Annotated in this window: 28 protein-coding genes; 15 read left to right on the top strand and 13 right to left on the bottom strand. The window is 60.1% G+C overall.

All coding sequences use genetic code 11. The features are described 5' to 3' along the window. Positions 1-52: 52 nt before the first annotated feature. Positions 53-1,162: a 4-hydroxyphenylpyruvate dioxygenase gene (gene hppD, locus KQ933_RS24010; protein WP_216760320.1), complete on the bottom strand. Its 1,110-nt coding sequence runs from the start codon at positions 1,160-1,162 to the stop codon at positions 53-55. Positions 1,163-1,291: 129 nt separating this feature from the next. On the opposite strand from hppD, the gene KQ933_RS24005 reads away from it, so the two are divergent. Next, the gene (locus tag KQ933_RS24005; protein ID WP_183733751.1) at positions 1,292-1,792 is read left to right on the top strand and encodes an Lrp/AsnC family transcriptional regulator; all 501 of its coding nucleotides are present in this window, start codon (positions 1,292-1,294) and stop codon (positions 1,790-1,792) included. 13 nt (positions 1,793-1,805) lie between these two features. Here KQ933_RS24005 and KQ933_RS24000 read toward each other — a convergent pair whose 3' ends face one another. Then, positions 1,806-2,267: an Lrp/AsnC family transcriptional regulator gene (locus tag KQ933_RS24000; RefSeq protein WP_216760319.1), complete on the bottom strand. Its 462-nt coding sequence runs from the start codon at positions 2,265-2,267 to the stop codon at positions 1,806-1,808. 123 nt (positions 2,268-2,390) lie between these two features. On the opposite strand from KQ933_RS24000, the gene KQ933_RS23995 reads away from it, so the two are divergent. Both KQ933_RS23995 and KQ933_RS23990 read left to right on the top strand, forming a co-directional pair. Further along, positions 2,391-3,182: a phenylalanine 4-monooxygenase gene (locus tag KQ933_RS23995; RefSeq protein ID WP_216760318.1), complete on the top strand. Its 792-nt coding sequence runs from the start codon at positions 2,391-2,393 to the stop codon at positions 3,180-3,182. Positions 3,183-3,377: 195 nt separating this feature from the next. Next, the gene (locus tag KQ933_RS23990; protein ID WP_216760317.1) at positions 3,378-4,406 is read left to right on the top strand and encodes a zinc transporter ZntB; all 1,029 of its coding nucleotides are present in this window, start codon (positions 3,378-3,380) and stop codon (positions 4,404-4,406) included. A gap of 51 nt (positions 4,407-4,457) precedes the next feature. On the opposite strand, the gene KQ933_RS23985 is transcribed toward KQ933_RS23990, so the two are convergent. The 7 genes from KQ933_RS23985 to KQ933_RS23955 form a co-directional block, all read right to left on the bottom strand. After that, on the bottom strand, positions 4,458-5,303 hold the full coding sequence (locus KQ933_RS23985) for a metal ABC transporter permease (RefSeq protein WP_216760316.1): 846 nt from the start codon (positions 5,301-5,303) through the stop codon (positions 4,458-4,460). Then, the gene (locus tag KQ933_RS23980) at positions 5,300-6,160 is read right to left on the bottom strand and encodes a metal ABC transporter permease (RefSeq protein ID WP_301925093.1); all 861 of its coding nucleotides are present in this window, start codon (positions 6,158-6,160) and stop codon (positions 5,300-5,302) included. The genes KQ933_RS23985 and KQ933_RS23980 overlap by 4 nt, the downstream gene beginning before the upstream one ends. Further along, complete coding sequence (locus tag KQ933_RS23975) at positions 6,157-7,062, bottom strand: manganese/iron ABC transporter ATP-binding protein (RefSeq protein ID WP_216760315.1); 906 nt, start codon at positions 7,060-7,062, stop codon at positions 6,157-6,159. Before KQ933_RS23975 ends, KQ933_RS23980 begins: the two co-directional genes overlap by 4 nt. Then, complete coding sequence (locus tag KQ933_RS23970; RefSeq protein WP_301925091.1) at positions 7,059-7,967, bottom strand: metal ABC transporter substrate-binding protein; 909 nt, start codon at positions 7,965-7,967, stop codon at positions 7,059-7,061. Before KQ933_RS23970 ends, KQ933_RS23975 begins: the two co-directional genes overlap by 4 nt. A 283-nt stretch (positions 7,968-8,250) precedes the next feature. Further along, entirely contained in the window at positions 8,251-8,958 is a 708-nt protein-coding gene (locus KQ933_RS23965; RefSeq protein ID WP_253958409.1) for a GntR family transcriptional regulator, read from the bottom strand. Positions 8,959-8,993: 35 nt separating this feature from the next. Next, complete coding sequence (locus KQ933_RS23960; protein WP_216760314.1) at positions 8,994-10,424, bottom strand: MATE family efflux transporter; 1,431 nt, start codon at positions 10,422-10,424, stop codon at positions 8,994-8,996. A gap of 11 nt (positions 10,425-10,435) precedes the next feature. After that, entirely contained in the window at positions 10,436-11,071 is a 636-nt protein-coding gene (locus KQ933_RS23955) for a cysteine hydrolase family protein (protein ID WP_216760313.1), read from the bottom strand. A 304-nt stretch (positions 11,072-11,375) separates the two neighbouring features. On the opposite strand from KQ933_RS23955, the gene KQ933_RS23950 reads away from it, so the two are divergent. The 11 genes from KQ933_RS23950 to KQ933_RS23900 all read left to right on the top strand — a co-directional run bounded on the left by KQ933_RS23950 (position 11,376) and on the right by KQ933_RS23900 (position 21,013). Then, positions 11,376-12,491, top strand: a complete 1,116-nt coding sequence (locus KQ933_RS23950) for a PotD/PotF family extracellular solute-binding protein (protein ID WP_216760312.1) — start codon at positions 11,376-11,378, stop codon at positions 12,489-12,491. Between the two features lie 14 nt (positions 12,492-12,505). Further along, positions 12,506-13,558, top strand: coding sequence for an ABC transporter ATP-binding protein (locus KQ933_RS23945; protein WP_216760311.1), 1,053 nt, complete (start codon positions 12,506-12,508; stop codon positions 13,556-13,558). A gap of 2 nt (positions 13,559-13,560) precedes the next feature. Beyond that, positions 13,561-14,433, top strand: coding sequence for an ABC transporter permease (locus tag KQ933_RS23940; protein ID WP_216760310.1), 873 nt, complete (start codon positions 13,561-13,563; stop codon positions 14,431-14,433). Beyond that, complete coding sequence (locus KQ933_RS23935) at positions 14,430-15,230, top strand: ABC transporter permease (protein WP_216760309.1); 801 nt, start codon at positions 14,430-14,432, stop codon at positions 15,228-15,230. The genes KQ933_RS23940 and KQ933_RS23935 overlap by 4 nt, the downstream gene beginning before the upstream one ends. Before the next feature lie 16 nt (positions 15,231-15,246). Beyond that, positions 15,247-15,867 carry a cysteine hydrolase family protein gene (locus KQ933_RS23930; RefSeq protein WP_216760308.1) on the top strand — a complete coding sequence of 207 codons (621 nt, stop codon included), beginning with the start codon at positions 15,247-15,249 and terminating at the stop codon, positions 15,865-15,867. Position 15,868: 1 nt separating this feature from the next. Continuing rightward, positions 15,869-17,254, top strand: a complete 1,386-nt coding sequence (locus KQ933_RS23925) for an amidohydrolase (protein ID WP_216760307.1) — start codon at positions 15,869-15,871, stop codon at positions 17,252-17,254. Between the two features lie 48 nt (positions 17,255-17,302). Then, on the top strand, positions 17,303-18,193 hold the full coding sequence (locus KQ933_RS23920) for an MBL fold metallo-hydrolase (protein ID WP_216760306.1): 891 nt from the start codon (positions 17,303-17,305) through the stop codon (positions 18,191-18,193). Between the two features lie 198 nt (positions 18,194-18,391). Beyond that, positions 18,392-19,036: a lysophospholipid acyltransferase family protein gene (locus tag KQ933_RS23915; protein ID WP_216760305.1), complete on the top strand. Its 645-nt coding sequence runs from the start codon at positions 18,392-18,394 to the stop codon at positions 19,034-19,036. Further along, the gene (locus KQ933_RS23910; protein WP_216760304.1) at positions 19,033-19,980 is read left to right on the top strand and encodes a phosphatidate cytidylyltransferase; all 948 of its coding nucleotides are present in this window, start codon (positions 19,033-19,035) and stop codon (positions 19,978-19,980) included. The genes KQ933_RS23915 and KQ933_RS23910 overlap by 4 nt, the downstream gene beginning before the upstream one ends. Next, positions 19,980-20,375: a hypothetical protein gene (locus KQ933_RS23905; protein WP_216760303.1), complete on the top strand. Its 396-nt coding sequence runs from the start codon at positions 19,980-19,982 to the stop codon at positions 20,373-20,375. The genes KQ933_RS23910 and KQ933_RS23905 overlap by 1 nt, the downstream gene beginning before the upstream one ends. Next, a complete protein-coding gene (locus KQ933_RS23900) occupies positions 20,372-21,013 on the top strand; it encodes a CDP-alcohol phosphatidyltransferase family protein (protein ID WP_216760302.1) in 642 nt (213 codons plus the stop codon). The genes KQ933_RS23905 and KQ933_RS23900 overlap by 4 nt, the downstream gene beginning before the upstream one ends. A 112-nt stretch (positions 21,014-21,125) precedes the next feature. Here the strand turns inward: KQ933_RS23900 and KQ933_RS23895 are convergent, their stop codons facing one another. From KQ933_RS23895 to KQ933_RS23885, 3 genes are read right to left on the bottom strand one after another with little or no spacing between them, the layout of a single operon-like run. Further along, positions 21,126-22,370 (bottom strand): Zn-dependent hydrolase, encoded by a 1,245-nt coding sequence (locus KQ933_RS23895; protein WP_216760301.1) that lies wholly within the window; start codon positions 22,368-22,370, stop codon positions 21,126-21,128. A gap of 11 nt (positions 22,371-22,381) precedes the next feature. Beyond that, positions 22,382-23,029, bottom strand: a complete 648-nt coding sequence (locus KQ933_RS23890; RefSeq protein ID WP_216760792.1) for a TenA family protein — start codon at positions 23,027-23,029, stop codon at positions 22,382-22,384. A gap of 2 nt (positions 23,030-23,031) precedes the next feature. Then, positions 23,032-23,874, bottom strand: a complete 843-nt coding sequence (locus KQ933_RS23885) for a BtpA/SgcQ family protein (protein ID WP_216760300.1) — start codon at positions 23,872-23,874, stop codon at positions 23,032-23,034. Between the two features lie 26 nt (positions 23,875-23,900). Between KQ933_RS23885 and KQ933_RS23880 the strand changes: the two genes are divergently transcribed. Further along, positions 23,901-24,803 carry a PfkB family carbohydrate kinase gene (locus tag KQ933_RS23880; protein WP_216760299.1) on the top strand — a complete coding sequence of 301 codons (903 nt, stop codon included), beginning with the start codon at positions 23,901-23,903 and terminating at the stop codon, positions 24,801-24,803. A gap of 3 nt (positions 24,804-24,806) precedes the next feature. Here KQ933_RS23880 and KQ933_RS23875 read toward each other — a convergent pair whose 3' ends face one another. Then, a complete protein-coding gene (locus tag KQ933_RS23875; protein ID WP_216760298.1) occupies positions 24,807-25,577 on the bottom strand; it encodes a glutamine amidotransferase in 771 nt (256 codons plus the stop codon). Between the last annotated feature and the right edge of the window lie 27 nt (positions 25,578-25,604).

The raw sequence follows: 25,604 nt of genomic DNA, 5'->3' as shown, positions 1-25,604 counted from the left end.
AACCCTCCGACGCTAGCGCGTCTTTTCAGACGCGCGAGGTGGCCCTAAGAGTTTACTCCGCCGCAGTACCGATGACACCACGTTTGATCTGATCGGCCTCGATCGACTCGAAAAGGGCGCGGAAATTACCCTCCCCGAAACCTTCGTCGCCCTTGCGCTGGATGAACTCGAAGAAGATGGGTCCGATGACGGTCTTGGAGAAGATCTGGAGCAGGATTTTCGTCATCCCGCCATTCACCACACCTTCGCCGTCAATGAGGATGCCGTGCTTCTTCATGCGGTCGACAGGTTCGCTATGGCCGTTCACGCGTTCATAGGACATGTCGTAATAGGTTTCCGGCGGACCCGGCATGAAGCGCAGGCCATTGTGTGAAAGCTTGTCAGTGGCCTCGTAGATATCTTCCGTTCCAACGGCGATGTGCTGGATGCCCTCGCCCCGGTATTTCTTCAGGTATTCCTCGATCTGGCTCGTGTCGTCCTTCGATTCATTGAGCGGAATGCGGATCTTGCCGCAGGGCGACGTGATGGCCCGGCTCACCAGCCCGGTGATGCGCCCATCGATATCGAAGAAGTGGATCTGCTTGAAATTGAACAGGTTGCGGTAAAAATCCCACCACTTGTCCATGTTGCCACGGAAGACGTTGTGGGTGAGATGGTCGAGATAGTAGAAACCGATCCCCTGGGGATACGGGTTGCGCTCGCCAAGCCAATCGAACTCGGCATCGTATGCCGATCCCTTTGCCCCATAGGTCTCGACGAAATAGAACAGCGAGCCGCCAATGCCGACGATCGCCGGGACGTCGAGCGCCTTGTCATCGCCTTCATAGGGGACAGCGCCTTTCGACACCGCGTGATCGAAGGCGTGTCTGCCGTCGACAACGCGCCATGCCATCGACGGAGCACAGGGACCATGCTCTGCGACGAAACGAGCGGCATGGCTGCCAGGTTCGGCGTTCAGGACATAGTTGATATCGCCCTGACGCCAGACCGTGATGTCTTTCGTCTTGTGCTTTGCGACGGCAATATAACCCATGCGTGTGAAGAGCTCGCGCAGCTTCTCGGGCTCAGGATGAGCGAATTCGACGAATTCGAAGCCATCGGTGCCGGCCGGATTGTCGGCGGTGATTTCCGACGGCGGAGCATCATGCGGGTAAGGACCCATTTTCTCCTCCTGAAGAACTGGACTTTGACTGTGCAAAGTGTGACCCAAAACGCATGCAAAGTTCTTGCATTCTTCACACAGGAGGAAGACATTATGCACGGTTCGTGAGTGTTTTGGAGATTTTGCGCAATGGATGAACAGCTCGATAAATTGGATTTGCGCCTGCTCCAGGAACTTCAAAAAGACGGCCGACTGACGAACAACGAACTGGGGGAGCGGATCGCGCTTTCACCCTCGCAATGCTCGCGTCGGCGGACGAGACTGGAATCCGAGGGATATATTCGCAGCTACCGGGCCTATCTGGATCAACAGAAGCTGGGCCTGGATATGCTGGTGGTCATCTCTGTGACGCTTGCGACCCACAACAGAGACAATGCCCGCAGATTTTCGCAGTTGATCAACGGTTTGCCGGAAGTTCTCGAAGCCTATGCATTGACCGGTGAAATGGATTATCACCTGAAAGTCGCGACCCGCGGGCTCGCCGACCTCTCAAAATTCGTCAACGACGTTCTATTGCCCCACGAGTCGGTGCAGCACGTGAAGACGTCGATCGTGCTCGATACACTGAAGACATTCGAAGGCTTTCCGATACACATGCCGGGTAGCTGGCATGGCGACAGCACGCGGTGATCGGGCATGAGGTTCAGAGCGGCAGTTCGGTCGAGAATTTGAGCTCGCGCAACACAAAGCTCGATACGACTGTACGCACATGCGGGTTGCGCATGAGGTAGCGGGTCATGAAGGCTTCGTAGCTTTCCACGTCCCTCGCCCTTATCTTCAGCATGTAGTCGAAGGCACCTGACAGGGCGTAGCACTCCATGATCTCCGGCCGCTCCAGCACCACTGAAGCGAAGGATGCCACCGCCTCTTCGTGATGATCCTCCAGCGTCACATGCGCTATGACGCAAAGCTTGAGATCGAGTTTTCCGGGATCGAGCAGCGTCACGCGCTTTCGGATGACGCCTTCGGCCTCCAATTCCTGTATCTTCCGCCAGGCCGAACTCTGCGACATGCCGGCCTTTTCCGCCAGGTCTGCCAGCGAAAGGCTGCCGTCGGCCTGGATGAGTTGCAGAAGCGTGCGGCGAAAATTCCCAGGTTCTTTCATTTTCTGCATCATATCAGGGAATATTTCCCACCATTATGGCAATTGCCGCCGGGAAAGAAAAGAAAATCCTCCAAACCCGGATCATAATGGCAGGAATAGCACCGGCCTGGGAGGATCAAGCCTGTGACCAAGGAAAGCACCTACACCGCCAAACTACCCGGCCCGGATGGTTTGTATTCCTACATGCCCGAAGAAGATGCGATATGGGGTGAGCTCTACCGGCGTCAGATGAAGCTGCTGACCGATACGGCCTGCCGCGAATATCTTGACGGCGTCAAAATGCTGGGGCTGAACCCGGACAAGGTGCCTCAGCTTCGCGATGTGAACCGACGCCTGAACGAGACCACCGGCTTCGGCGTCGAAGGCGTGCCGGCGCTCATTCCGCCCTCGCGCTTTTATGAACTCCTGTCGCAGGGCAAATTCCCGCTCGCAACGTTCCTCCGTCGTCGCGAGCATATCGACTATATCGAGGAACCGGACCTGTTCCACGAAGTTTTCGGCCACTGCCCCATGCTGACCAACCGGAGTTACGCCAATTTCGTTCGGCATTTCGGCGAAACTGCCGTCCGCCTCGGCAAGGGCTATTCATGGCATCTGTTCCGGATCTTCTGGTTCACGGTCGAATTCGGCCTGATCAATACGGCGCAAGGCCGCCGCTGCTTCGGCGCGGGCATCGTCTCATCGCCAAGCGAAGCGAAGGCGGCAACGGAAGGCAAGGCGTGCGAATTTCGACCGTTCGATCTGCTGAGCGTGCTGAGGACGCCCTACCGGATCGATATTCTCCAGCCGATCTATTATGTCATCGATAGTTTCGCCGATCTTGAAGCGATCGTGGAGCAGGATATCGAGGGCACGATCCTCAAGGCGAAATCGCTGGGTGATTTTACTCCCACGTTCGAGGCCAAGGCTTCGTGAATTGCTGACATACGGCGGTGACGAGCATCGAGCGCCTAAAAGGATCGCCCCGATCCGACCATTGCAAGATTTTAAGATGCCTGCAGTTTTGCCCCTACGGCACCATTGTATTCGATTGTCTTGCCGCCCGGCGGCGACTCGCTAAGCTATTGATGTGTGCTTACGAGACGTGGACTTTGGCGGTGGGGGTTTCTCATGCACGAGCAGGTCATGAGCGTTGCAAATTACGGCGCCGAGCCGGGTTTGCGTTTCGCCGTACTCCTTGACGGACGCGGCGGCTGTCGCACCCTCGATATGGAAGCGGTGCGTCGGTGGGCGCCGGATGACGGCGTCGTCTGGCTGCATTTCGAGCGCGATCACCCGGCCGCCGCAGAATGGGTGACAACGAGAGGTGGTTTCGATCCGCTGGTCGCCGACGCCTTGCTGCAGGAGGAGTCGCGCCCACGGGTCGAAAGAATCGATGACGGGCTGCTGATCATCCTTCGCAGCGTCTGCGCCGCGCCGCCGGAAGAAGAAAAAGCCGGGCCGGCCGAAATCGATCTCGTTCCCCTCCATATATGGGCGGACGAGCACAGGCTGGTGACCCTTCGCGACAGCGGCCATTATATAACCGCCTTGCGCGATATCCGCCTTGCCCTGGACAAATGCAAAGGCCCCAGACAGACGGGAGAACTGCTCGCTCTCGTCAGCGAAAAGCTGGTTCGCGACCTCGAGCCAGTGCTCGACACGATGGACGAAGAGGTCGACGAATTGGACGAGCTGATCTTTCACGGCGAAGCCAGCGAGGTGCGCGAGCGGTTGAAACAGCTTCGCCGCCGCTCCGTGCAGCTTCGGCGCTATCTCGCACCTCAGCGCGATGCCTTGAACCGTATCGAACATGACGACGCTCCCTGGCTGAAGGAGCGTGACAAGCTGCGTTTCCGCGAGGTCATCGATAAGCTGATGCGCTTCATCGAATATCTCGACGCCATCCGCGACCGCACCGGCATTCTTCATGACGACCTGTCCACTGTCATCAGCGAACGCATTGCCCGCAATTCCAACCGGCTTGCGGCGCTCGCCGCCCTCCTGCTGCCGCCGAGCGTAGTGGCCGGTCTTTTCGGGATGAATGTCGGCGGAATCCCTGGCGTCAACGATACCTGGGCTTTCATCATCATCGTTGCCTTCGTCGCGGTCACGTCGGTCGCAACGCTGATGATCCTCAAGCGGATCAACTGGCTTTGAGTGACAGAACGCAACGCCCGCTCCTGTCTGTCAGATCTGCGGGAACGAGCCTCAGGCCGACTGTGACGTCTCGACCCGCGCTGCCTTGCGCGTGGCGTGAATGAACGCCAGCACAAAGACGATCGAGAGCAGAAGTACGATGGTGGGTGCCGGTGCGCTGTCGATGAAGAACGACAGATAGACGCCGAGGAAGGAACCGACCGCTGCGATGACAACGGAGAGAACCAGCATCGTTCTGAACCGCCGCGTCAGCAGAAAGGCGATGGCTCCGGGCGCGATCAGCATGGCGATGGCCAGGATGATGCCGACGGCCTGCAGCGCCCCGACAATGGTCAGCGAGATCAGGGAAAGCAGACCATAGTGCAGTAGGTTGACGCGCAGGCCCACGGCTCTCGCCTGGGCCGGATCGAAGGCATGGAGCAAAAAGTCCTTCCACTTGATGCCGATAATGCCGGCAGTGATCGCGGCGACGACGGCTGACCCGCCGATGTCGCGCCACGAGACGCCGAGCATGTCGCCGAACAGAATATGGTCGAGATGCACGTCCGACTGGATTTGGACATAGAGGACGAGGCCGAGGCCGAACATGCCGGAGAACACGATGCCCATCACCGTGTCTTGCTTGATTCGACTGTTTTCCTTTAGGAAGCCGGTGGCGACGGCGCAGAACATGCCGGCGACGAAGGCGCCGATCGCATAGGGAAAGCCGACGATGTAGGCTATGACGACGCCGGGGAAGACGGCGTGGCTGATCGCGTCGCCCATCAGCGACCAGCCCTTGAGGACGAGGAAGCATGAGAGCAACGCCATCGGGATTGCGACCAGCACGGAGATAATAAGCGCGTTGACCATGAAGTCGAACTGGAAGGGCGACAGAAGCGTGTCGATGAAGCTCATAGTCCAGCCTCCAGCGCTTGTGCCGCGCGACGACGAGCGGCCAGCATTCCGTGCTTGGGTGCGAAGAGGAAAGCGATCAGGAAGATCAGTGTCTGGAGGCAAACGATGATGCCGCCGGTCGCGCCGTCGAGGAAATAGCTCGCATAGGCACCGGTGAAGCTGGTGATTGAACCAATTGCGACAGCGATGGCCAGCAACCGCGGAAAACGGTCGGTCAGCAGGTAGGCCGTTGCGCCTGGAGTGACGACCATGCAGATGACGAGGAAAGCGCCCACAGTCTGGAGCGCAGCCACCGTCGAAGCCGACAGCAGTGTGAAGAACATGATCTTGAGGGCGGTCGGGTTGAGGCCGATCGAGCGCGCATGACTCTCGTCGAAGAAGGTGACCATCAGGTCTTTCCATTTGACGAGTAGGATCGCAAGCGAGACGAAGCCGATGATGGCAAGCTGGATCGTATCGCCGGGCGTAATCGCCAGGATGTTGCCCAGCACGATTGTCTGGATGTTCACCGAGGTCGGCGAGACCGAGACCATGAACAGGCCGAGCCCGAAGAATGCCGAAAAGATCAAACCGATGATGGCATCTTCTTTCAGCTTGGTGCGCTGGTTGAGGAAGAGCATCGCAGCGGCAGCCAGTGTACCCGAGAAGAATGCGCCGATGGCGAAGGGCAAGCCAAGCATATATGCGCCGGCCACGCCTGGCACGATCGAGTGGGAAAGCGCGTCGCCGATCAGCGACCAGCCCTTGAGCATGAGATAGCAGGACAGGAACGCGCAGACACCGCCGACAAGGGCGGAGACCCACATGGCGTTCAGCATGTAATCATAGGTAAAGGGTTCGAGGAGACCGGTCATCATTCCCGGTCTCCGTTACCCAGTTCCGGCTTTCGTATCGTCGCCTTGCCATCCTGAAGCACCAGCGGACGTTCATCATCGGTAAGGACGCCGATCGCGTGAGGCTTGCCGCCAGCGGCCTCGTTCAGCACGAAGTGACGCAGCACGCCGCCGAACGCCTGCTCGAGATTCGCTTGCGTAAAGGTCTCCATTGTCGGGCCATAGGCGAGCACCGTACCCTTAATCAGGATGGTCCGGTCGCAGAATTCCGGCACGCTGCCGAGATTGTGCGTCGAGACCAGCATCACTCGGCCCTCGTCGCGCAATTCCCGAAGCAGTTTGATGATCTGATCTTCGGTTTTGACGTCGACGCCGGTGAAGGGCTCGTCGAGCAGGATGACGCGGCCGTCCTGTGCGAGCGCCCTGGCGAGGAAGACGCGCTTCCTCTGCCCGCCCGAAAGCTCCCCGATCTGACGCTTGCGGAACTCGCTCATATTGACGCGCGCAAGCGCCTTCGAAACGGCGTCGTGGTCGGCCGCCTTCGGTAGGCGCATCATGCCCATGTGGCCGTAGCGGCCCATCATCACGACGTCTTCGACTAGGACCGGAAAATTCCAGTCGACCTCTTCGGCTTGCGGCACGTAGGCGACGAGGTTCCTGCGGAGCGCTTCAGCGACCGGCAGGCCGAGCACCCGGATCTCGCCCTTGGCGAGGCGGACGAAGCCCATGATCGCCTTGAACAGGGTCGACTTGCCGGAACCATTGACCCCGACAAGTGCTGCGATAGTGCCCGTCGGGATCTGGAAGCTCGCCTCCCGAAGAGCTGTATGGCCATTGCGGTAGGTGACGGTGGCGCCCCTCACCACGATGCCTGGCCCCGCATCCGAAGATGCGGGGCGGACGAGGTTGATGACTGGCCTCGTCACTGGATCAGCCCTTTCGCGATCGTGTCCGACGTGACACGGAGCAGATCGATATAGGTCGGAACCTTGCCATCGGCTTCGGTCAGCGAGTCGACATAGAGCACGCCGCCGTATCTGGCGCCGGTCTCGCGTGCCACCTGCTCGGCAGGCGCGGACGAGATCGTACTTTCGGAGAAGACGACGGCGATCTTGTTCTTGCGCACCGCATCGATCACCTTGCGGACCTGCTGTGGCGTACCCTGCTGATCGGCGTTGATCGGCCACAGATAGAGTTCCTTCAGGCCGAAGTCGCGGGTGAGATAGGAAAAGGCCCCTTCGCTCGAGACCAGCCAGCGCTTGTTTTCCGGGACCTTGGCGAGTTCCGCCTTGATCGGGTCGATGACAGCCTTGATCTTTGTCTTGTAGGCCTCGGCATTGGCCTTGTAGGCATCAGCGTTATCAGGATCATACTTCACGAAGGCGTCGCGGATATTGTCGACGTAGATCAGAGCCGCCGTCGGCGACATCCAGGCATGCGGGTTTGGCTTGCCGGTGTAAGGGCCTTCGGTGATGCCTATCGGCTCTACGCCTTCGGATACGACAACTCCGGGAACACTCTTCAGGTTCTGGAAGAACTTCTCGAACCAGAGCTCGAGATTGAGACCATTCCAGAGGATCAGCTGCGCACCCTGCGCCCGCCGGATGTCGCCGGGTGTCGGCTGATAGTTGTGAATCTCCGCTCCCGGCTTGGTGATCGATTCAACGATCGCCGTGTCACCTGCGACGTTCCTGGCGATATCGGCGATGACCGTAAAGGTCGTGACCGCCTTGAATTTCTCCTGAGCGACAGCGGGCACAACCGCCAGAGCGGCCGCGAATGCCGCCCCCGTCATTCCGGTCAGCACCAACCGCATTACTCCATTGAGCATAATTTCTCCTTTTGCGAATAGGACTTAATTGCACCTCATCGTCGATCCGGCCCTGCATGCAATTCAGAATCAATTGCAATAAGGATTGATACCAGTAGGTTTCTTTTATTCTGCAATTGAGAATTAATTGCAACAAAGATTCGACAGAAAGGTCGAAAATGGTTGCGGTCAACTCGAACGATCTTGCCGCCGCGCAACCAGGCGAGACGCTTGCCCGCGACTGTCTCGCGCTGGCATCTAAGGGAAAGAATAGTTTTTTGCGGCGTCGTTTCCCGTTGCCCGGTCAGTCGGTCTTCAGACCTGCGTACTCCTCGTAGGAATCCTCGACCGTCAAAATGTGTGCTCGCATCGTTGTCGCAGCTTGATCACGATTGCCCTGCAAGATCGCAACGAGTATCGCGTCATGTTCTGCGTAGGACTTAGCCAGCCTGCCGGATGTCAGGAACTGCGCGCGACGGAAGGGCGACAGCCGCCGGCGCGTCGCGAGCGTGATCTCGACCAGATAGGCATTGTGGCTGCCGGCATAGATCGCCGCGTGAAACTTTTCGTTGAGTACATGATAGTGGCTCGGATCGTTTTCCTTGAGAATCTGGGCAAGGCCCTCGTGAATGATCTCGAGGTTGCGCCGTTCCGAAAGGGTCATGCTGGTGGCGGCAAGGCTTGCGCACAGCGCTTCCAGCTCCGCCATGACCCGGAACATCTGCCGCAAATGTTCCGGCGACGGACGCGTGACGATCGCGCTCCGGTGCGGTCGCGTCTCGACGAGACCCATTGCCGCCAAATCCCGGATCGCTTCCCGCAACGGGGTCCGCGAAACGCCATAGCTCGCGGCAATCTCTGTTTCATCCAGCGGCATTCCCGGAGAAAGCTTGCCGTCGACGATGTCGTCGGCAAGCCGCGTGCGCACTTCCTCGGCACGTGTCAATTTCCGCCGCGATCCCGCTTCCCTGGCGGAAGGAAGGTCTTTGGTACGGCTGGTTTTGTTCTTCATTATCCTGTCCAAGGCGGCCATCTCTTGCGGTATTCTTATGTCGCACTGGTGAGCTTGCGCAACATGCTTCGACCTCGGCGTGTATCGGACGGGTCGGCAACAGATGCAACTGCGATATGAGCAAGGCTCTTCCAGCGCAGCAGGAGCGCGCAGGCGACGCTGGTAATGCCGGCCAGAATGCCGACCCAGACGCCAACCACGTCCATGCCGACACCGAAGGATAGAAGGACGGCGATCGGCACGCCGAGCAGCCAGTAACCGCAGAGGCCAATGATCATCGGCACCCTTGTATCCTTCAGGCCGCGGAGCGCGCCATTGGCTGCCGACTGCAGGCCATCGAAGACCAGAAAGGCGGCAAGTATCATGATCAGCTTCTGTGCCATGGCCTGGATGGCCGCGAAATCGGCGGTCGCCGTGGAGAGGAACAGGCGGGTAATATCATCCGACGCCACGAGCAGGATCGTGCCGAACAGCGCCATCAGGCCGGCTGCGACGATCAGCGAGAGATTGCCGGCCAGCCGGGCGGTGGCGTCCCTGCCCGCACCCAGATGGTAGGCGACGCGAACAGTCGCCGCTTGGCCGATTGCAACGATCGGATTGAAGGCGATGCTGTTCAGCGTATAGGCGATCTGGTTGGCGACGATCGCGACCGTCCCGAAACGGCTGGTGATCAGCGTCAACACCAGCGTCATGCCGAGCTCCGCCGCATAGATCAGCGCGATCGGCCAGCCGATCGACCAGACATCTTTTGCCGCCTTCGCCGCCGTCGGAAAGGCGCTGCGGAACCTCGAGAGCGGCAGATGCCTCCGGGTAATCGCATAGGCTGTCAACCCGCCGGCGATCAGCCACCAGGCGATCACATAGGCAAGGCCTGCCCCAGCAATTCCCTTGCCGGGACTATCGAAAATACCGAAGGTGAGACCCGACAGAAGCGGCACGTAGCAAAGCGCTCCGAGGCCAACCGATGCCATGATCAGCCAGGATTTTCCCGACACCGAGCAATAGAGACGGATCGGCGCGATCCACAGAATGGCCGGCAACGCCCAGGCCGCCCTGTCGATGAACTGTTGCACATCCTCGAGAATTTCTGGAGCGACGCCGAACGGCGCCAGTACGGAGGGCAGATTGAGGAGGATCGCCACCGACAGGAGCGAAAAGGCGATGCCCACCAGCACCGCCCCGCCAAAGGCATAAGCTGCACCGTCTCTCTCCGTCGTTTCGGTTTCGCTTTTGCCCCTTGCGGCCGCCATCAGCGGATGCGCGCCGGCGATGACGCCTTGGGAAACGACGGTGAGCGCCTGGATGAAGATGGCGCAGAGACCGGCCGCCGCGAGCGCAGAGCCGCTTAGGCGGCCGAGCATGACGCTTGCCGCCAGGCTCATGACGAGCTGGCTTGCCTGGGTCACGGCCAGGGGAGCTGCGATGCCTGCAAGCGACCGCAGCTCATTCCATGTCATACGGCTCATGCTCGTCCCAATCAGGCCGCGGCGGCCTGATCGCTAAAGGCATCGATGACCTCCCGGGCGCTGCGCCGGGCACCGGCCTGCAGATATTCCATGGCGACCAGCGCCGCATCATGTGCCGCCTGTCCGGAACCAGAAACGCAATCCTCGATAACACGGCAGTAATAGTCGCCCTGATGCGCATCGACGAAGCTGTAGTGGATGCAGACATCGGTAAAGCCGCCGACGAAGAACAGCGTCTCGGCTTTGACCGCCTTCAGCAGGATTTCCATCTCAGTGCCGTAAAAGACAGAATAACGACGCTTGGTAATGCGCAGATCCTCCGGCTTCATCTCCATTTCCTCGATCGGGAAAGGCGTCCCCGGCGAGCTTTCGAGGCAATGGATGCTTTCCGAACCGTCGAGTTCACGTCCGAAATCGATCAGGCTGTCGCGATGGGCCTCTTGAACGAAGATGACGGGAATGCCGGCCTTGCGGGCCGCATCCACGACCGACTTCGCACGCCAGTTGCGCTCGATATGATCGCCCATGAATTCCAGGCGCGACGTCGTCGGACGCGGCATGAAGCCCGATTTCTGAATATCGACAACGATCAGGGCGGCACGCCCAACGATCATAGGCTTCGGCACGATCGGATTTTCAGACGTCATTTTCACTCGCTCGCTTTGAATAAACACCGACGCCACCCCTCTCCTTCGACCTACCGGAAGGCAACGGAAATGGCTCTCAACGCCGCGATTATACACGTCGAGTTCTAGTATGCAATATTGCATACAATACGCTTATTATTTGGGCATATGCCTATTTTCCTTCGAAATCAGGGCCTGCGAAAACCCGTCACGGAAGTGCTCGAATTTGTATATATATTTGTTTTACAATGATTTTTTACGTCTGGCATGGCCGTTGCATAGTAATTGTCCATCCACCTAAGGGGACACTAAAGGAGAACATAGCATGGCATCCAGAAAGCCTTCCGCATCCTCCGGCCAGGACAGCAACTCGGCGATATCGCGCAGATCGGTTCTGAAGGCCGCCGGGGGATTTGCCGCGGCGACGCTCATTTCCGCGCCCTTCGTGCGCCCCTCCTATGCCGCGGCGACGCTCAGGATCTCGAACTTCGGCGGCTTCTTCGAAGAGGCTTTCGCAAAGGACGTCTATCCGGCATTCACCAAACAGACCGGCATCGCGGTCCAGTCGATCCCGCAGTCCGGCAGCTCGCAGTTCCTCGTCCAGCTCGGCCAGGCGATCCAGGCAGGTTCGGCTCCCATGGATATCTGCTGCGCCGGCCAGGCAGATGTTATTCGCGGTCGCCAGCGCGGCCTCTGGGCAACTGTCGAAGGCTCGAAGCTCAAGAACCTCGGCAACCTGATGGACGGTTTCGTCTATGAGGACGGCGGCAAGGTCGATGGCGTCGGCGCCATGGCCTGGTACATAACCCTGATCGCCAACCCGTCCGAATTCGAGAAGCTGCCGGAAAGCTGGACGGAACTCTGGAAGCCGCGCCCGTCGGCCTGGGGCCTGCAGGGCGGCGGCAACAGCGTGCTGCTCGACATCGTCGCTGGCGTCTATTTCGACGGCGCCGCGACGCTCGATACCCAGGAGGGCATCGACAAGGTGATCGCGAAGATTGCCGAGCTGAAGCCCAATGCAAAGCTTTGGTGGACCGACGAAGGCTCGATGCAGAGCGCCTACCAGAACGACGAGGTCGTCGGCGGCCTCTATTTCCATGACGTCTCGATGATCATGAAAAAGGAAGGCACTGACGTCGCCTCGATCTTTCCAAAGGAAGGCGCCGTGCTCGGTTATAACGCATGGTGCGTTCCGAAGGTCGCCCAGGTGAGCGACGCGACGGTCGCCTTCCTCGACTGGAGCGCCACGCCGGAATGCCACGAGCTGATCGCCCGTAACGTCGGCGCCGCTCCGCTGATCGAGCGTTCGAAACTCAGCTTGACGGATGACGAGTTCAACGCGGTTTCCTTCACCGGCAAGCCGATCGTCGTCGCTTCCGCGGCAAAGGTGAAGAACGCCGATTACATCTCGACGCAGATGCTCAAGATGCTCGGTCAGTAAGTCTGGACGGAATGATGCAAGGCCTGGAAATCTCCCACCTCACGAAGTCCTTCGGCGCAAATACGGTCGTCTCCGACGTGTCGCTTGACATCGAACAGGGCAAGTTCGTTTGTTTCCTCGGTCCGTCCGGCTGCGGTAAGACGACGTTGATGCGGATCATCGCCGGTCTCGAGCGCCCCACAAGCGGCACCGTACGCCTCGACGGTCGCGACATCACCGGAATTCCGACGAACGAACGAAACTTCGGAATGGTCTTCCAGGCCCTTGCATTGTTCCCGCATCTCGATGTGGCCGGCAATATCGGCTACAGCCTTCGTTATCGGACGATGGCGAAGCATCACAAGCAGGAACGGATCGACGAGCTTTTAAAGCTCGTGGATCTGCCCGGCATGCAGTCGCGGCGGGTCGATCAACTCTCCGGCGGCCAGCGACAGCGCGTCGCGATTGCCCGCGCACTGGCGCAGGAGCCGCTTCTCTTCCTGATGGACGAACCGCTCTCGGCACTCGATGCGAAATTGCGCGACCATATGCAGGTCGAATTGCGGCAATTACAGCAGAAGCTGAAGATCACCACGATCTTCGTCACGCACGATCAGCGCGAGGCGATGACCATCGCCGACCAGATCGTCGTCATGGCGCATGGCAAGGTGCAGCAGGTGGGCAGCCCGGTCGATATCTATCGCAAGCCGGTCAACCGCTTCGTCGCCGACTTCATCGGCCAGAGCAATCTTGCCGAGGGAATTCTCGTCGATCGCAACCATGTGCGGGTCGGCGAAAGCGTCATCACCACCAGCCCCGCCCCGACGTCACCGAAAACTGGCGATCGGGTCACGGTCTGCGCCCGGCCGGAAAGCACCCTCATCTCGCGACCGGTCGCCGGCAGCGACGCGCCCTCCGGAACGGTCACTTTCGTACGCGATCTCGGCTCGAGCGTCGAAGTCTTCCTGGAAAGCGGCGGTCGCCAGGTGATCGCCTCGCTCGCCCCCGCGGCCTGGGCTGAACTCGAAGGAGCAGGCGAATTCTCCATCTCCTTCGCACCGGGTTCGGTGACCGTGCTGGAGGATTGACCATGTCGCTCATCTCAGGACAGGAGAGCGCCAACGGCAAGCGCCTGTCGATAGCTTTCGGCCTCGCCTGGCCGTTCTTCATGATCGTCGCCTTTTTCGGTGTGCCCTTCGTTCTCCTGCTGCGCGTCAGTCTCGCCCGCGTCGATCCCGCCTATTATCAGGGCAGCGGCTGGTCGCTCGAGGCTATGGCGGGCCTATTCCAGCCGATGGTGCTGAACGGCCTGACCTTCTCGCTCTGGCTGGCGCTGACCGTCGCCACGCTCAGCATGATCATCGCCTTTCCGGCCACCTATTTCATCACCCGGATGAGCCGTAAGGCGCAGATCGTCTGGCTGATCGGTCTGCTGACGACACTTGCCTTGTCCGAAGTACTGATCACCTTCTCCTGGCAGATCATTCTTTCCAAGCGGGTCGGCATCTCGAATATCGCCGTCTTCCTTGGCCTCCTCGACAAGCCAGTCTCGCTGACGCCAAGCTTTTATGCCGTCGTCAGTTGCCTGATCTATGTTGTCGTCCCCTTCAACGTGATGACGATCTATCCTGGCCTGTCGCGCATGGACGCCTCCTATATGGAAGCGGCCTCCACCATGGGAGCCACCCCGGTCCGGGCCTTCTTCAACATTCTTCTGCCCCTGATGCGCAAGCCGATCGCCACCGCCTATCTGACGACCGTGGTGATGACGATCGGGGCCTATGTCGCGCCCCTGGTGCTCGGCGGTCCCAGCAACTGGACCATCGGCGTCATCATCAGCGAAGTGGCCAATTCCGCCCAGAACCTGCCGCAGGCCTCCGCCATTGCCGTCTTGCTGATGCTGGTCACCGGCGCGATGATCCTGGTGATCAACCGGGTTGGCGGAAAGGGATACACGTCATGAGCCGGTTTGTTCTCAAGCTCCTGCGCCAGTTCTTCCTCCTATGCCTGGTCTTCTTCCTGGCGGCGCCGCTCATCATCGTTGCAGGTGTCAGCTTCAACACAACGGCACAGATGACCTTCCCGCCGCAAAATATCAGCCTGCGCTGGTACTTTGCCTTCATGGAGGATCCGGCATGGACGTCGGCCTTCCTGCGCTCGGTGATCATCGCAGTTGCCTCTTCGCTTTTGACGATCAGCGTCGCCTTTCCGATCGCCTATATCCAGTGGAAGACCAATTCACGCTTTGCAAAGCTGCTGGCCGGAATGGCCGGTATTCCCTTCATCCTCCCGCCGGTCGTTATCGCCGTCCTGTTCCTGCTGTTCTGGGGCGCGGTCCGGCATGTCGGCCAGATCGAGAACATCGTCATCAGCCATGCCGTGACCTTCATTGCCGTGCCGCTGGTGATGATCTCGCTCGGCTTCTCGGCGATCGACAAGTCGCTCGTCGAGGCGGCCCGGACGATGGGCGCGCGCGAAAACGATATCCTCAGAACCGTCGCAGTCCCCATGGTCCTGCCGTTCGTCGTCTCGAGCTTCATCTTCGTCGCGATCTTCAGCCTCAACGAATATGTCATCGCCTTCATGGTGGCGGGCTTCACCGCCGAGACCATGCCGGTGAAGATCTTCTCCAACATGCGCACCGGCTTCTCCCCAACCATGTGTGTCGGCGCCGTCCTGTTCATGCTGATCGGCCTGTTCGGCTTCATCACCGTTGCCCGCCTGGGCAATCTTCCGAGACTTCTCGGTGCACGTTTTTAGATCGAAGGAGCATTCCATGCCAAAGAAGCAAAATCCAATGATCGTCGGCCAACCGGTGCTGATCGTCGTCGACATCCAGAAAGTCGGTTTCGACGATGACGGCTCGATCCCGCTGATGCCGGGCATTATCGAGCGCATGCGCAAGGCCCGCACCGTCATCGATGCTGCCCGCGAAGGCGGCGTGCCGATCATCTTCCTGCAGGAAAGCCACCGCAAGAGCGGCGTCGATTACGGCCGCGAAATGGATGGCGACGAGGACATGCACCTGCGCGAAGACTGGCCGGGCACTGCCATTGCTGCCGAGGAAGTCGGCTTGCGCGACGACGACTACGTGATCGTCAAGCGCCGTTACTCCGGTTTCATCGGTACCGACCTGCAGATCCTGCTGCGCGGCCTCAAGGCCGATACCTTGATCCTCGTCGGCGGCCTCACCAATATCTGCGTCCACTACACCTTCGCGGACGGCCACCAGTCGGACTACCATTGCCGCGTCGTCGAGGACTGCGTCGCCGGCTCCTCCATCGAGGCCCATGATGCGGCCCTCGCCAATATGGAATACCTGCAGCACGGCGCGCGCCGCACGGCCGCCGAAATCAACGAAGCCTTCCGCACCTGGCAACAAGGCAAGGCCGCCTGAGATGCAGGATCGCCTGAAGACCGAAACGCGCCGCATCTGGTCCAGCCTCGCCGCCGAGATCGAGCAGCTTTTTGCGGAGATGTGGAAAGTACCGGAACTGCCGGCACTCGAGTACAAGTCGCAGGCGATCCTCTGCGATTTCATTGAACGGCACGGCTTTTCGGTCGAGCGCGGCAACGGCGGCGTGCCGACGGCATTCACCGCCCGCATTGCCAATGGTGAAGGTCCAAAAGTCGGCATCCTGATCGAATATGACGCCCTGCCGAGCCTTTATAATGACGCGGTTCCCTATCGACAGGGGAACCGGCGCCTACCCGGTCATGGCTGCGGCCATAACCATATCGGCCCGGCCAATACCGGCGCCAGTATTGCGGCCGCCAAGGCAATGATCGAGCTTGGCCTGCCGGGCGAGATCGTCATCGTCGGTTGCCCGGCCGAGGAAATCGGCTGGGGCAAGCTTGCACTGCAGGCCGCAGGTGTATTCGACGGTCTAGACCTGGTTTTGACCTCGCATGGCGATTACCAGAACGGCTCGCTTGCACGCCCCTGCCACGCCATGGCGAGCGGCGAATTCAAGTTCATTGGCGAAAGCGCTCATGGCGGCAAGACCGCCGCCCGCAACGCGCTGCTTGCTGCGGAAGCTGCCTATGCGAAATTCGATCGTCTTCGCCAGGATGTGCCCGACCTGCAACTGAAACATGTCTACCGCTTCGCCGGCATCACCCCCGGCGTGACGCCTGAGGAAGTGCGCCTCTGGTCCTCCGTCCGGCATCATGACTTCGATATGGTGCAGGATGGTTACCAGTTGATGCTCGATACCTATAGCCGGGTCGCCGCCGAACACGGTGTCGAACTGGTGGCCGAGCAGATCGCCAATTGCCGCGGCTATCTCGGCAATGACACGGTCGGCCGCGTATTGGATGCGTGCCTGAGGGAAATCGGTCCGCCGCGCTGGACCGATGCCGATATCGAATGGATGGAACAGCTTTCCGCAGCCTGCGACCCCGGCAAACCCTTCAAGCTGCATCGCGAGCTCGAATATTTCGACACCGGCATCGATTATTACGGCCAGGACGACGGCGACATCAGCTGGCAGATCCCGCTCGGCCGGGTTAACTGGGCCTATCCGGACAATGTGCCGATCCACCACTGGGCGTGGACTGCACTGTCGGGACATTCGTCGAGCAGCCCGGGGCCGCTGATGGCCTCCGAAGCTCTTGCGATGGGTGCGATCACATTGCTGGCGTCGCCGGAAACGATCGCCGCCGCCAAGGCGGAACTCACCGAGCGCACCGGGGGCAAACGCATTCCCGGGCCGATGCCGACGATTTCCGACGTGCTGGCGAAGGACCCGCAGTCCTTCTGGGACGCGACCTGGGCGCGCTAAAGCGCCCGGTCGTCATGACGTAGAAACCAATATCCGGGAGAAATCCAAATGACGGGCATGCTTGACGACTTCCGGATATTCGAACCCTATCCGGGCATATTCGCCTATTACGACGGGCGCATCGCCGGCAAGCGGCTCTATTCGGAAGAGCCGAATTGGCTCGACGACGGCGCCTTCAGCCTCGGCATCGCCTCCTATGCGATCGTCGACGGCAATGAGGCGCTGGTCTACGATACCCACATCACCCTCGACCACGCCCGCGCCATCCGCGCCCATCTGGAGGCGCTGGGTGTCTCGAAGATCACGGTGATCCTCAGCCATTTCCACAATGACCATATTGCCGGCAACGAGGTGTTTGCCGATTGCATCATCATCGCCAACGGCGCGACCGCGCGGCTTCTCGAAGCGGAAAAGCCGCGGATCGCCGCCCGCCTCCCGAAGATCGATCCGGTCATCATGCCAAACAGCCTGTTTGACGGCAGCCGGTCGATCACGGTCGGCAACCGCATTGTCGAACTTCACGAGTTCAATATTCACAGCCCCGACGCCACGGTCCTGTGGCTGCCCAAGGAGCGGCTTCTGTTTGCCGGCGACACGCTCGAGGACACCGTCACCTATATGACGGACCCCGCCGCCCTTGCGCTGCATCTCGAAGAGCTGAAGCGACTGCGATCCTTCCCCATCAACCGCATCCTTCCCTGCCACGGCGACCCGGAGCGGATTCTTGCCGGCGGCTATGGGCCTTCCTTCATCGACGCGACGATCCGTTATGTCGAAGCGATGAATGACCAAGCACCCGAGCCGGAGATCTGGAGCAAACCTTTGGCTCAAGCAGTCAGCGAGGATGTGAAGAGCGGTGCGCTGATCTACATCCCCGCCTATGAGGATGTGCACGCCTCCAATGTCGCTCTGCTGAAAGCCTATCGAGGCAAGGGCTGACGGACGGCAAAACAGCGTTCGCTCCAGGAGTAGTTCGGACGGGAGAAGGGAAGATCTTCTCGTGGCGCAAGTCCTCTACATTGGAGCCGGGCCACCGGCCTACGCCTTTGGGGTGAAAACCTGCAAAGCGCCTTCCCTCCGCCAATCACAATGCTAGAGTTTCGATTCGTGATCCGGCTAACATCAATAGAGTGGTGAATGAAGGCTTTGCTTACAAAGGCCGCGGCGACGGTCATCGTACTGTTCGCACGCGCGGTCACGGCGGTCCGCGCCGTGTGGCCCGAGGAAGGCCTGCCCTCCCGTCCCTGCGTTTATTATGCCAACCATTGCAGCCACGGCGATTTCGTTCTGGTCTGGACCGTATTGCCGCCAAGACTGCGGCATCGGGCACGTCCGGTCGCAGGCGCCGAATATTGGTTGAAGTCCTGGCTCAATCGCTTCATCGGCAGCGATGTCTTCAATGCGGTGCTGATCGCGAGGGATCGGGAGAAGCGGACGGAAGATCCCGTCACACAGATGGCCTCGGCCATCGATGCCGGTTCGTCCCTCATTCTCTTCCCGGAAGGCACGCGAAACCAGTCCGACGCACGGCTCCTCCCATTCAAGAGCGGTATTTTCCATCTGGCTGCGGCGCGCCCTGATGTCGAGCTCGTGCCGGTCTGGATCAGCAATCTGAACCGCGTCATGCCAAAGGGTGAGATTGTTCCGATACCGCTGATCTGCACAGTGACCTTCGGCAGCGCTTTGCAGATCGCGCCGGGCGAAGACAAGGATGTTTTTCTCGAACGGATGCGGGCCGCTCTTCTGGCTCTGTCTCCGAACATTGTAGGTGGTGGGGAATGAGTGGCGCGAATTCCGATCTTATGACGCTCGTGGCCGGGATCTTCGGCGTGCTCATCGTTGCGTCCGTCATCGGTTACATATTGCAGCAACGCCTCTCGCCCAACGGTTCGAATGCGGCGGTCGAAAACCTCAACGCGCGGATCAAGGCCTGGTGGGTCATGGTCATCCTGATCGGCATTGCTTTCATAGCGGGCCGTATCGGCGTTTTGATCCTGTTTGGCTTTTGTTCATTCGCAGCACTTCGTGAATTCGTAACCCTCATCAATACAAGAAGGGCGGATCACTGGGCGCTCGCGGCAGCCTTCTTCGTCGTCGTTCCGATCCAGTATTTTCTGCTCTGGGCTGAACAATATGGCATCTTTTCGATCTTCATCCCGGTCTATGCCTTCCTGCTGATGCCGATCATCTCGGTACTGCGAGGCGACACCGAACGCTTTCTCGTTCGCATCGCGGAAGTGCAGTGGGCACTGATGATCTGCGTCTTCTGCGCTTCCCATGTCCCGGCTCTACTGACCTTGAAAATTCCAGGATATGAGGGGCGCAATGTGCTGTTGATCGCCTTTCTGGTGATCGTCGTCCAGCTCAGCGATGTCCTGCAATATGTCTGGGGCAAACTCTTCGGAAGCACGAAGATTGCGCCAAGACTGTCACCATCGAAAACGGTCGAGGGCTTTGTCGGTGGCATCGTCAGCGCGACCCTGATTGGAACGGGCCTCTGGTGGATCACACCATTCACACCGCTTCAGGCAGGGCTTCTCGCCTTTGTCATCACGCTGATGGGCTTCTTCGGCGGCCTGGTCATGTCGGCGATCAAACGCGACCGCGGTGTCAAGGACTGGGGCAATCTCATTGAAGGCCATGGCGGATTGATCGACAGGCTGGATTCCGTCGTCTTCTCGGCACCCATCTTCTTCCATCTTACCCGCTACTGGTGGTCGCTCTGATGCCTGTTTTGCTGCAACGTTTTTTGCGTAGCGGCGTGTTCCACGTCCTGTTCGCTTTTCTGGCGATGGGCAGCTGGGCCGTCTTCGCCAATCGCGCTCATGTCATGCCGGCGCCACTCTATGCCGGTCTCGTGCAAGGGACGATATCCGCCTGCCTGACGCTTTTCCTGAAATCGGTGATCGACTGGCTTTCCAGCCGCTTCAGCGGTTCAACACGATTTTGGGCGCCGCCGCTGATTGCCTGCCTTGGCTCGGCCAGCATTCTCGTGGCGATCCATGCGGCAAGCGGCACACCGGAGATAATCAAGACCATCGCGCTGCCGCTGCTGGTATCGACGACTTATGCAGCGATCTACAATTATTCGATCTCCGCAAAACGAGGTTTCGACACATGATAGACACAGGAGACCGGAGACCTCTGGCGAGCCGCAACACCCGCTGGGCGGGCGCAATTGCCCGATGGATGGCCGCGCGAGCCATCACACCGAACCAGATCTCGCAAGCCAGTATACTGGCGGCAGCCATCGCCGGCGTTGCTTTCTATCTGGCGGGACAGACAACAGGCTTGCCGCGCGCCGGCTACCTGCTGCTGGCTGTACTATTCTGCCAGGCACGCCTCCTTTGCAATCTGTTCGACGGCATGGTCGCCGTCGAAGGCGGAAAGGGAGAGGCTGACGGTCCTTTCTGGAACGAGTTTCCGGATCGCATCGCCGACCTGATGATATTCGCGGGCGTCGGATATGGCATCGGCATGCCGGGGCTCGGCTGGGCGGCCGGAGCCTTCGCCGTATTGACGGCCTATGTCCGGGAACTCGGCCGCGCGACCGGCAATCCCAGTGATTTCTCCGGCCCGATGGCCAAGCAACACCGGATGGCGACGATCACGGCGGCGGGATTGGCATCCCTTCTCGAGCCATTGTGGGGAGGGCAGAACCAGATCCTGACAATCGGTCTCGGCGTGATAACGGTGGGAGCAGCCCTCACGGCGATCCGCCGCTCGAAGGCATTGGTCACGCGCCTCAAGCTGCGCTGACGAGGTGGTCACAGGGTCGACGCCAAGTTCTCTACAGGGAGGAAGTGAATGAGACTCACTCCCTTATGTGCGGCGACGCCGACCTCGACAGTCGTTAGAGATCCTATTCTTCTCAGCCTTTGGCAAGCTCGACCGTCGATCGCAGCAACAATCTCGCTCCTGAAACGACATGCTCGGGCGCGGTATATTCGGCTTCGTTATGACTGAGACCATCGCGGCAGGGCACGAAGATCATCGCCGAAGGCGCAATCCGATTGACGAAGAGCGCATCGTGGAAAGCGCCCGACACCATCCTTTTCGTCCCCAGCCCGGCGACTGCTGCGGCGTTCTCCAGAACCCCCAGCAGCTTTTCGGGAAAATTTGCCGGCGCCATGTCAAAACTGCGCTTGAACAGAACCTCGCAGCGCTGAGCCTTGGCGCGTTCCTCGAAACATTGTTCGATCGTCGCGTTCAGCCGATCGATCTCCAATGAATCGGGATGGCGGATATCAATGGTGCAGCGTGCCATCTCCGGAATTGCGTTGATCGCTCCCGGCTCCACCTCGATGCGCCCGACGGTAAATCGGGCGTTTTCATCCTGCGGCATGATAAATGAATAGAGCGTGTTCAGCGCCGAGATCATGGCGCGCAGAGGGTCCCGACGGTAGGAAAGAGCCGTCGTGCCGGCGTGAGCCGTCTGACCCGACATCTCCACCTGCAGCCATCGCGTTCCCTGGATACCCGTCACGATGCCGATGGGGATATCCTCATTCTCCAGCGACGACCCCTGCTCTATGTGCACCTCGAGATAGGCATGGACCGGCATGCCCAGGTCGCGCATCGTAGCCTGGGGAAGTGCCTCAAGCGTTGCTCTCAGCTCGGCGCCGAACAATGCGCCGTCGGTCGAAACAAGCTCGGACCATGCAGCTGGGATCGCGCCCGCCGAAAAGGCGGACGAACCCATGCAGCCGGGCGCGAAGCGGCATCCTTCCTCATTGGTCCAGGCGACAACCTCGACCGGCCTTTCCGTTTCGATACCCGCATCCTCAAGGCTTTCGAGAACCTCGAAGGCCGAGAGCGTTCCGAGCGCGCCATCGAAACGACCGCCGGCTGGCTGGCTGTCGAGATGACTGCCGATCAAGAGTGGCGGCGCCCGGTCGTCTTTACCGGACCGGCGGATGAAGAGATTTGCGACGGGATCCTGGAAGACGCCAAAACCACGCGCGGCGGCCAACTCAGCCAGCAGGGACCGGGCTTCCCGATCCAGTCCGGTCAAGGCCTGACGATTGACGCCACCGCGCGCGGTCGCGCCGATCTCGGCAAACTGGTCGAGGCGACCCAGCAGACGCGCGCCTTCGATGTCGATATCCGCAGTCATCGCACGACCTCTCAGGAATAGGCTGCTTCGTGAAAATCGATCTCAAGACGTTGAGCACGCCCGAATATGGCGCTCAACCGCGTGCGCTCGGCAGGAGCCATGGTCTCGCCCGCCTCGTCCAGAACAGCCTTCAGCCATCGCGCCTGCGCCTCGAACTCGGGTTCTGCGTGAAGCTTGACCCACTCCTTGAGCAGGGGATCGCCGATTGCGGTCGAGTTCGCCGCCGTCGACCAGGTCCAGTACATCCATTCGGCTGCGAACATGGCAGCAATCGTGTCAAGAAAACCACCGTCACGGGCAATTGCCAGCATGCCGTCGCGGAAGGCCGCGACATCGGCCCGGCCGGTATCATAGCGGGAAGGATCGATGCCGCGTGCCGCGAAGGTCTTTTCGAAATAGGCGATCTGCTGGTTTGCGAGCGCATCCAGAACACCGATCAGCCACCGCTTCTGGGCGATGGTTTCGGCTTTCGCGGTGGCATAGGAGAAGATCGCAATCGCCGTATTGACGAAGGCGCCTTCGAAAACGAGGTATCGTTCGAATGCCTCGTTCGAAAGGCGATCAGCCTTGATATCCTCGACGAAGCGATGGTGAACCATCGCTTCGAAGACGTCACGGTTTTCGTCGAGCATCTGTTGCGAGAGGGTGCTGCCCATGATCGTTACGCCTCCAGGCCGGGTTTTGCAGCTTCGACGAAGGCTGCGACGCGTGCCGGCTCCACGGGGTTCCACCAGACGCCACCCTCCTTGAGCGACGAGGCGACGATGACGCCGTTGGTGCGCTTCAGGATCTCGACGATATTCTCCTTGGTCACGCCCGAGCCGACGAGCAGCGGCAGGTGGGTGGCGGCACCGATTTCCTCGATCTCTTCCATCGTTGCGCTGTTGCCCGTTCTCTGGCCGGTCGCAATCACCACGTCCGCGTCGAAGAAGGCCAGGTCACGGGTCAATTCGTCGATCGTGCGGTCAGCGGTAATGGCATGCGCGCCGTGCTTCACATGGCTGTCGGCAAACACCTTGATATGCTCGGCGCGCAGAGCCGAGCGATAGCGCATGGCCTCGGCGGCGCGGCCTTCCATGAAGCCTTCATTGGCGACATAGGCGTTCGCCCATTGATTGACGCGGATGAAGCGCGCACCGCCTGCCGCCGCGATCGCGAAGGCCGGGATCGGTGCATTGGCAAGCACGTTGATCCCGAGCGGCACGCCGACGGCGCGCGCGATGCGGTCGGTCACAACCGACATGAAGGCTGCGGTCTCGTGGCCGATATCCTCTGGCTTGGAAAAGGGAATATCGCCGTGATTTTCCACGATCAATCCATGGATGCCGCCTTTGACGAGCGCGTCCGCGTCGCGCATGCAGATGTCGTAGATCGTCTCCATCGCAGCACTCCGATAGCGCGGAGCACCCGGGAAAGGCGGGCAATGAATCATCCCGATCAATGCCTTGTCAGTGCCGAATATTTCCCGTATGGCGCTTGTGGCCTTATCCGATATCTGCTGCATTTTTCTTTCCTTTCCGAAAGCCAGCCATGCGTGCCTATGTCATCGGTAACGTCGCCATCGACGAAACCATTTCCGTAATGTCCATGCCCGAAGCGGGCGCCTCGATCCTCGGTCGGGAGGAAACCCGCGACCTTGGCGGCAAGGGTGCCAATCAGGCCGTCGTGATGGGCCGCACCGGCCTTCTCACGACACTCGTCACAGCCGTTGGCAAGGATTTCCGCGCCCAGACGATCCGCGACCAGCTTGCCGGCGAGGCGCTGGATGCCCGTCTGTTGGCCAGCCCGAACCGCACCAGCGATTTCTCCATCATCTTCACCACGCCAGACGGCGAAAACGCCATCGTCACCACGACGGAATCGGCCGAAGCCTTGACCCTGTCGGAGGCGCTTGCCCCGCTTGACGACGCCATCAGCGGCGACCTCGTCGTGCTGCAGGGCAATCTCAGCGAAGACGTCACCCGCGGCATTCTCGCCGAGGCCAGATCCCGTGGCCTGAAGACCGCCTTCAATCCCTCGCCGCTTCGCCCCTACTTCGCCGAACTCTGGCCGCTTATCGACATCGCCTTTCTCAACAGGGGCGAGGCTGAAAGCCTGACCGGATCCTCCGGCGAGGCAGCGATCCGTCGTCTGGCCGAAGCCGGAGTGTCACAGACCGTCCTGACGCTCGGCGGCAGCGGCGCCATCCTTGCAAGCGGACATCACGTGCTTGCGACCGTTCCCGCCCGGGCCACCGAGGTCGTCGACACGACCGGCGCCGGCGACACGTTCATGGCCGTGGCACTTGCCTCGGCCGCGCTTCGCTCCACCACGCTCGATGCCAGAGCCATCCATCATGCGACCGCGGCCGCCGCCATCACCGTCAGCCGCCGGGGCACGCGCTCGGCTTTCCCAAGCAAGGCGGAACTCGCCGGCATCCTTGCCGGCGATTGACGCCTACTTCGCCTCCGTCAGCCAGCCGAGAATGTTCTTCCAGAGACGCCCGTAGCCTTCCCATTCGCAGAAGGCAGGTGAAAGCCAATGCGGACCGATATCCGACGTCCAGGCGGCTGTTCTGCCCTTGCCGAAGCGGCCGGTCACCAGAAGCGGATGACCGCCTTCCGCATCCGGCAGGCGCGCGATGACCTCCACATCGTCGCGCTCGCGCACGTCCACCTCATTGACGCCGAGAAGCAGAGGCCATTCCCCGGACAGGCCGGCGACGGTCTCGTGACCGGACTTGACGAGAACAGGCGTGGTACCCTCGGGGATTTCGATGCGGTCATCGTAGGGCAGGCAGGTGACGGGCAGAACATCCTCCACTGGCGTGCGGCGCCAGCGCGCCTTGCCATCGATGCCCTGGAACGAAAAATAGCCGCCGACCATCAACAGGCCGCCACCCTTCTCGACCCAGGCCTTGATGAGTTTCAGGCGGTTCGGAACGGTCTTCGAATGCAGCCAGACCGCAGGCGGAAGAAGCAGCGAATTGGCGCCGATATCGGACAGGATAATCGCGTCATAAGCATCGAGCCCTGCCATATCGAAAGGAAATTGTTCGACCGCTTCGTGGGCCGGCATGTAAGTGAGCTCGAATGCACTGCCTTTGAGCGCCTTGACGAGCGGTTCGGCGCCAAGATGGAAGGTGACGCTGCCGAACTGATCGAAGCCCTTGTAATGCGTGGCCGAACTGACCCAGCTTTCGCCGACGAGAAGAACCTTCTTTGTCATGATGTTTCCATTTCTTTTTATGTTTGC

Source organism: Rhizobium sp. WYJ-E13 (assembly GCF_018987265.1).
Classification (GTDB): domain Bacteria; phylum Pseudomonadota; class Alphaproteobacteria; order Rhizobiales; family Rhizobiaceae; genus Rhizobium.
This window is presented reverse-complemented; position numbering and strand designations above follow the sequence as displayed.

Coding starts and splice junctions, on each gene's coding strand:
- hppD (WP_216760320.1), bottom strand. CDS start 1,162: ATGGGTCCTTACCCGCATGATGCTCCGCCGTCGGAAATCACCGCCGAC.
- KQ933_RS24005 (WP_183733751.1), top strand. CDS start 1,292: ATGGATGAACAGCTCGATAAATTGGATTTGCGCCTGCTCCAGGAACTT.
- KQ933_RS24000 (WP_216760319.1), bottom strand. CDS start 2,267: ATGAAAGAACCTGGGAATTTTCGCCGCACGCTTCTGCAACTCATCCAG.
- KQ933_RS23990 (WP_216760317.1), top strand. CDS start 3,378: ATGCACGAGCAGGTCATGAGCGTTGCAAATTACGGCGCCGAGCCGGGT.
- KQ933_RS23985 (WP_216760316.1), bottom strand. CDS start 5,303: ATGAGCTTCATCGACACGCTTCTGTCGCCCTTCCAGTTCGACTTCATG.
- KQ933_RS23980 (WP_301925093.1), bottom strand. CDS start 6,160: ATGATGACCGGTCTCCTCGAACCCTTTACCTATGATTACATGCTGAAC.
- KQ933_RS23970 (WP_301925091.1), bottom strand. CDS start 7,967: ATGCTCAATGGAGTAATGCGGTTGGTGCTGACCGGAATGACGGGGGCG.
- KQ933_RS23965 (WP_253958409.1), bottom strand. CDS start 8,958: ATGAAGAACAAAACCAGCCGTACCAAAGACCTTCCTTCCGCCAGGGAA.
- KQ933_RS23960 (WP_216760314.1), bottom strand. CDS start 10,424: ATGAGCCGTATGACATGGAATGAGCTGCGGTCGCTTGCAGGCATCGCA.
- KQ933_RS23955 (WP_216760313.1), bottom strand. CDS start 11,071: ATGACGTCTGAAAATCCGATCGTGCCGAAGCCTATGATCGTTGGGCGT.
- KQ933_RS23950 (WP_216760312.1), top strand. CDS start 11,376: ATGGCATCCAGAAAGCCTTCCGCATCCTCCGGCCAGGACAGCAACTCG.
- KQ933_RS23945 (WP_216760311.1), top strand. CDS start 12,506: ATGCAAGGCCTGGAAATCTCCCACCTCACGAAGTCCTTCGGCGCAAAT.
- KQ933_RS23940 (WP_216760310.1), top strand. CDS start 13,561: ATGTCGCTCATCTCAGGACAGGAGAGCGCCAACGGCAAGCGCCTGTCG.
- KQ933_RS23935 (WP_216760309.1), top strand. CDS start 14,430: ATGAGCCGGTTTGTTCTCAAGCTCCTGCGCCAGTTCTTCCTCCTATGC.
- KQ933_RS23930 (WP_216760308.1), top strand. CDS start 15,247: ATGCCAAAGAAGCAAAATCCAATGATCGTCGGCCAACCGGTGCTGATC.
- KQ933_RS23925 (WP_216760307.1), top strand. CDS start 15,869: ATGCAGGATCGCCTGAAGACCGAAACGCGCCGCATCTGGTCCAGCCTC.
- KQ933_RS23920 (WP_216760306.1), top strand. CDS start 17,303: ATGACGGGCATGCTTGACGACTTCCGGATATTCGAACCCTATCCGGGC.
- KQ933_RS23915 (WP_216760305.1), top strand. CDS start 18,392: ATGAAGGCTTTGCTTACAAAGGCCGCGGCGACGGTCATCGTACTGTTC.
- KQ933_RS23910 (WP_216760304.1), top strand. CDS start 19,033: ATGAGTGGCGCGAATTCCGATCTTATGACGCTCGTGGCCGGGATCTTC.
- KQ933_RS23905 (WP_216760303.1), top strand. CDS start 19,980: ATGCCTGTTTTGCTGCAACGTTTTTTGCGTAGCGGCGTGTTCCACGTC.
- KQ933_RS23900 (WP_216760302.1), top strand. CDS start 20,372: ATGATAGACACAGGAGACCGGAGACCTCTGGCGAGCCGCAACACCCGC.
- KQ933_RS23895 (WP_216760301.1), bottom strand. CDS start 22,370: ATGACTGCGGATATCGACATCGAAGGCGCGCGTCTGCTGGGTCGCCTC.
- KQ933_RS23885 (WP_216760300.1), bottom strand. CDS start 23,874: ATGCAGCAGATATCGGATAAGGCCACAAGCGCCATACGGGAAATATTC.
- KQ933_RS23880 (WP_216760299.1), top strand. CDS start 23,901: ATGCGTGCCTATGTCATCGGTAACGTCGCCATCGACGAAACCATTTCC.
- KQ933_RS23875 (WP_216760298.1), bottom strand. CDS start 25,577: ATGACAAAGAAGGTTCTTCTCGTCGGCGAAAGCTGGGTCAGTTCGGCC.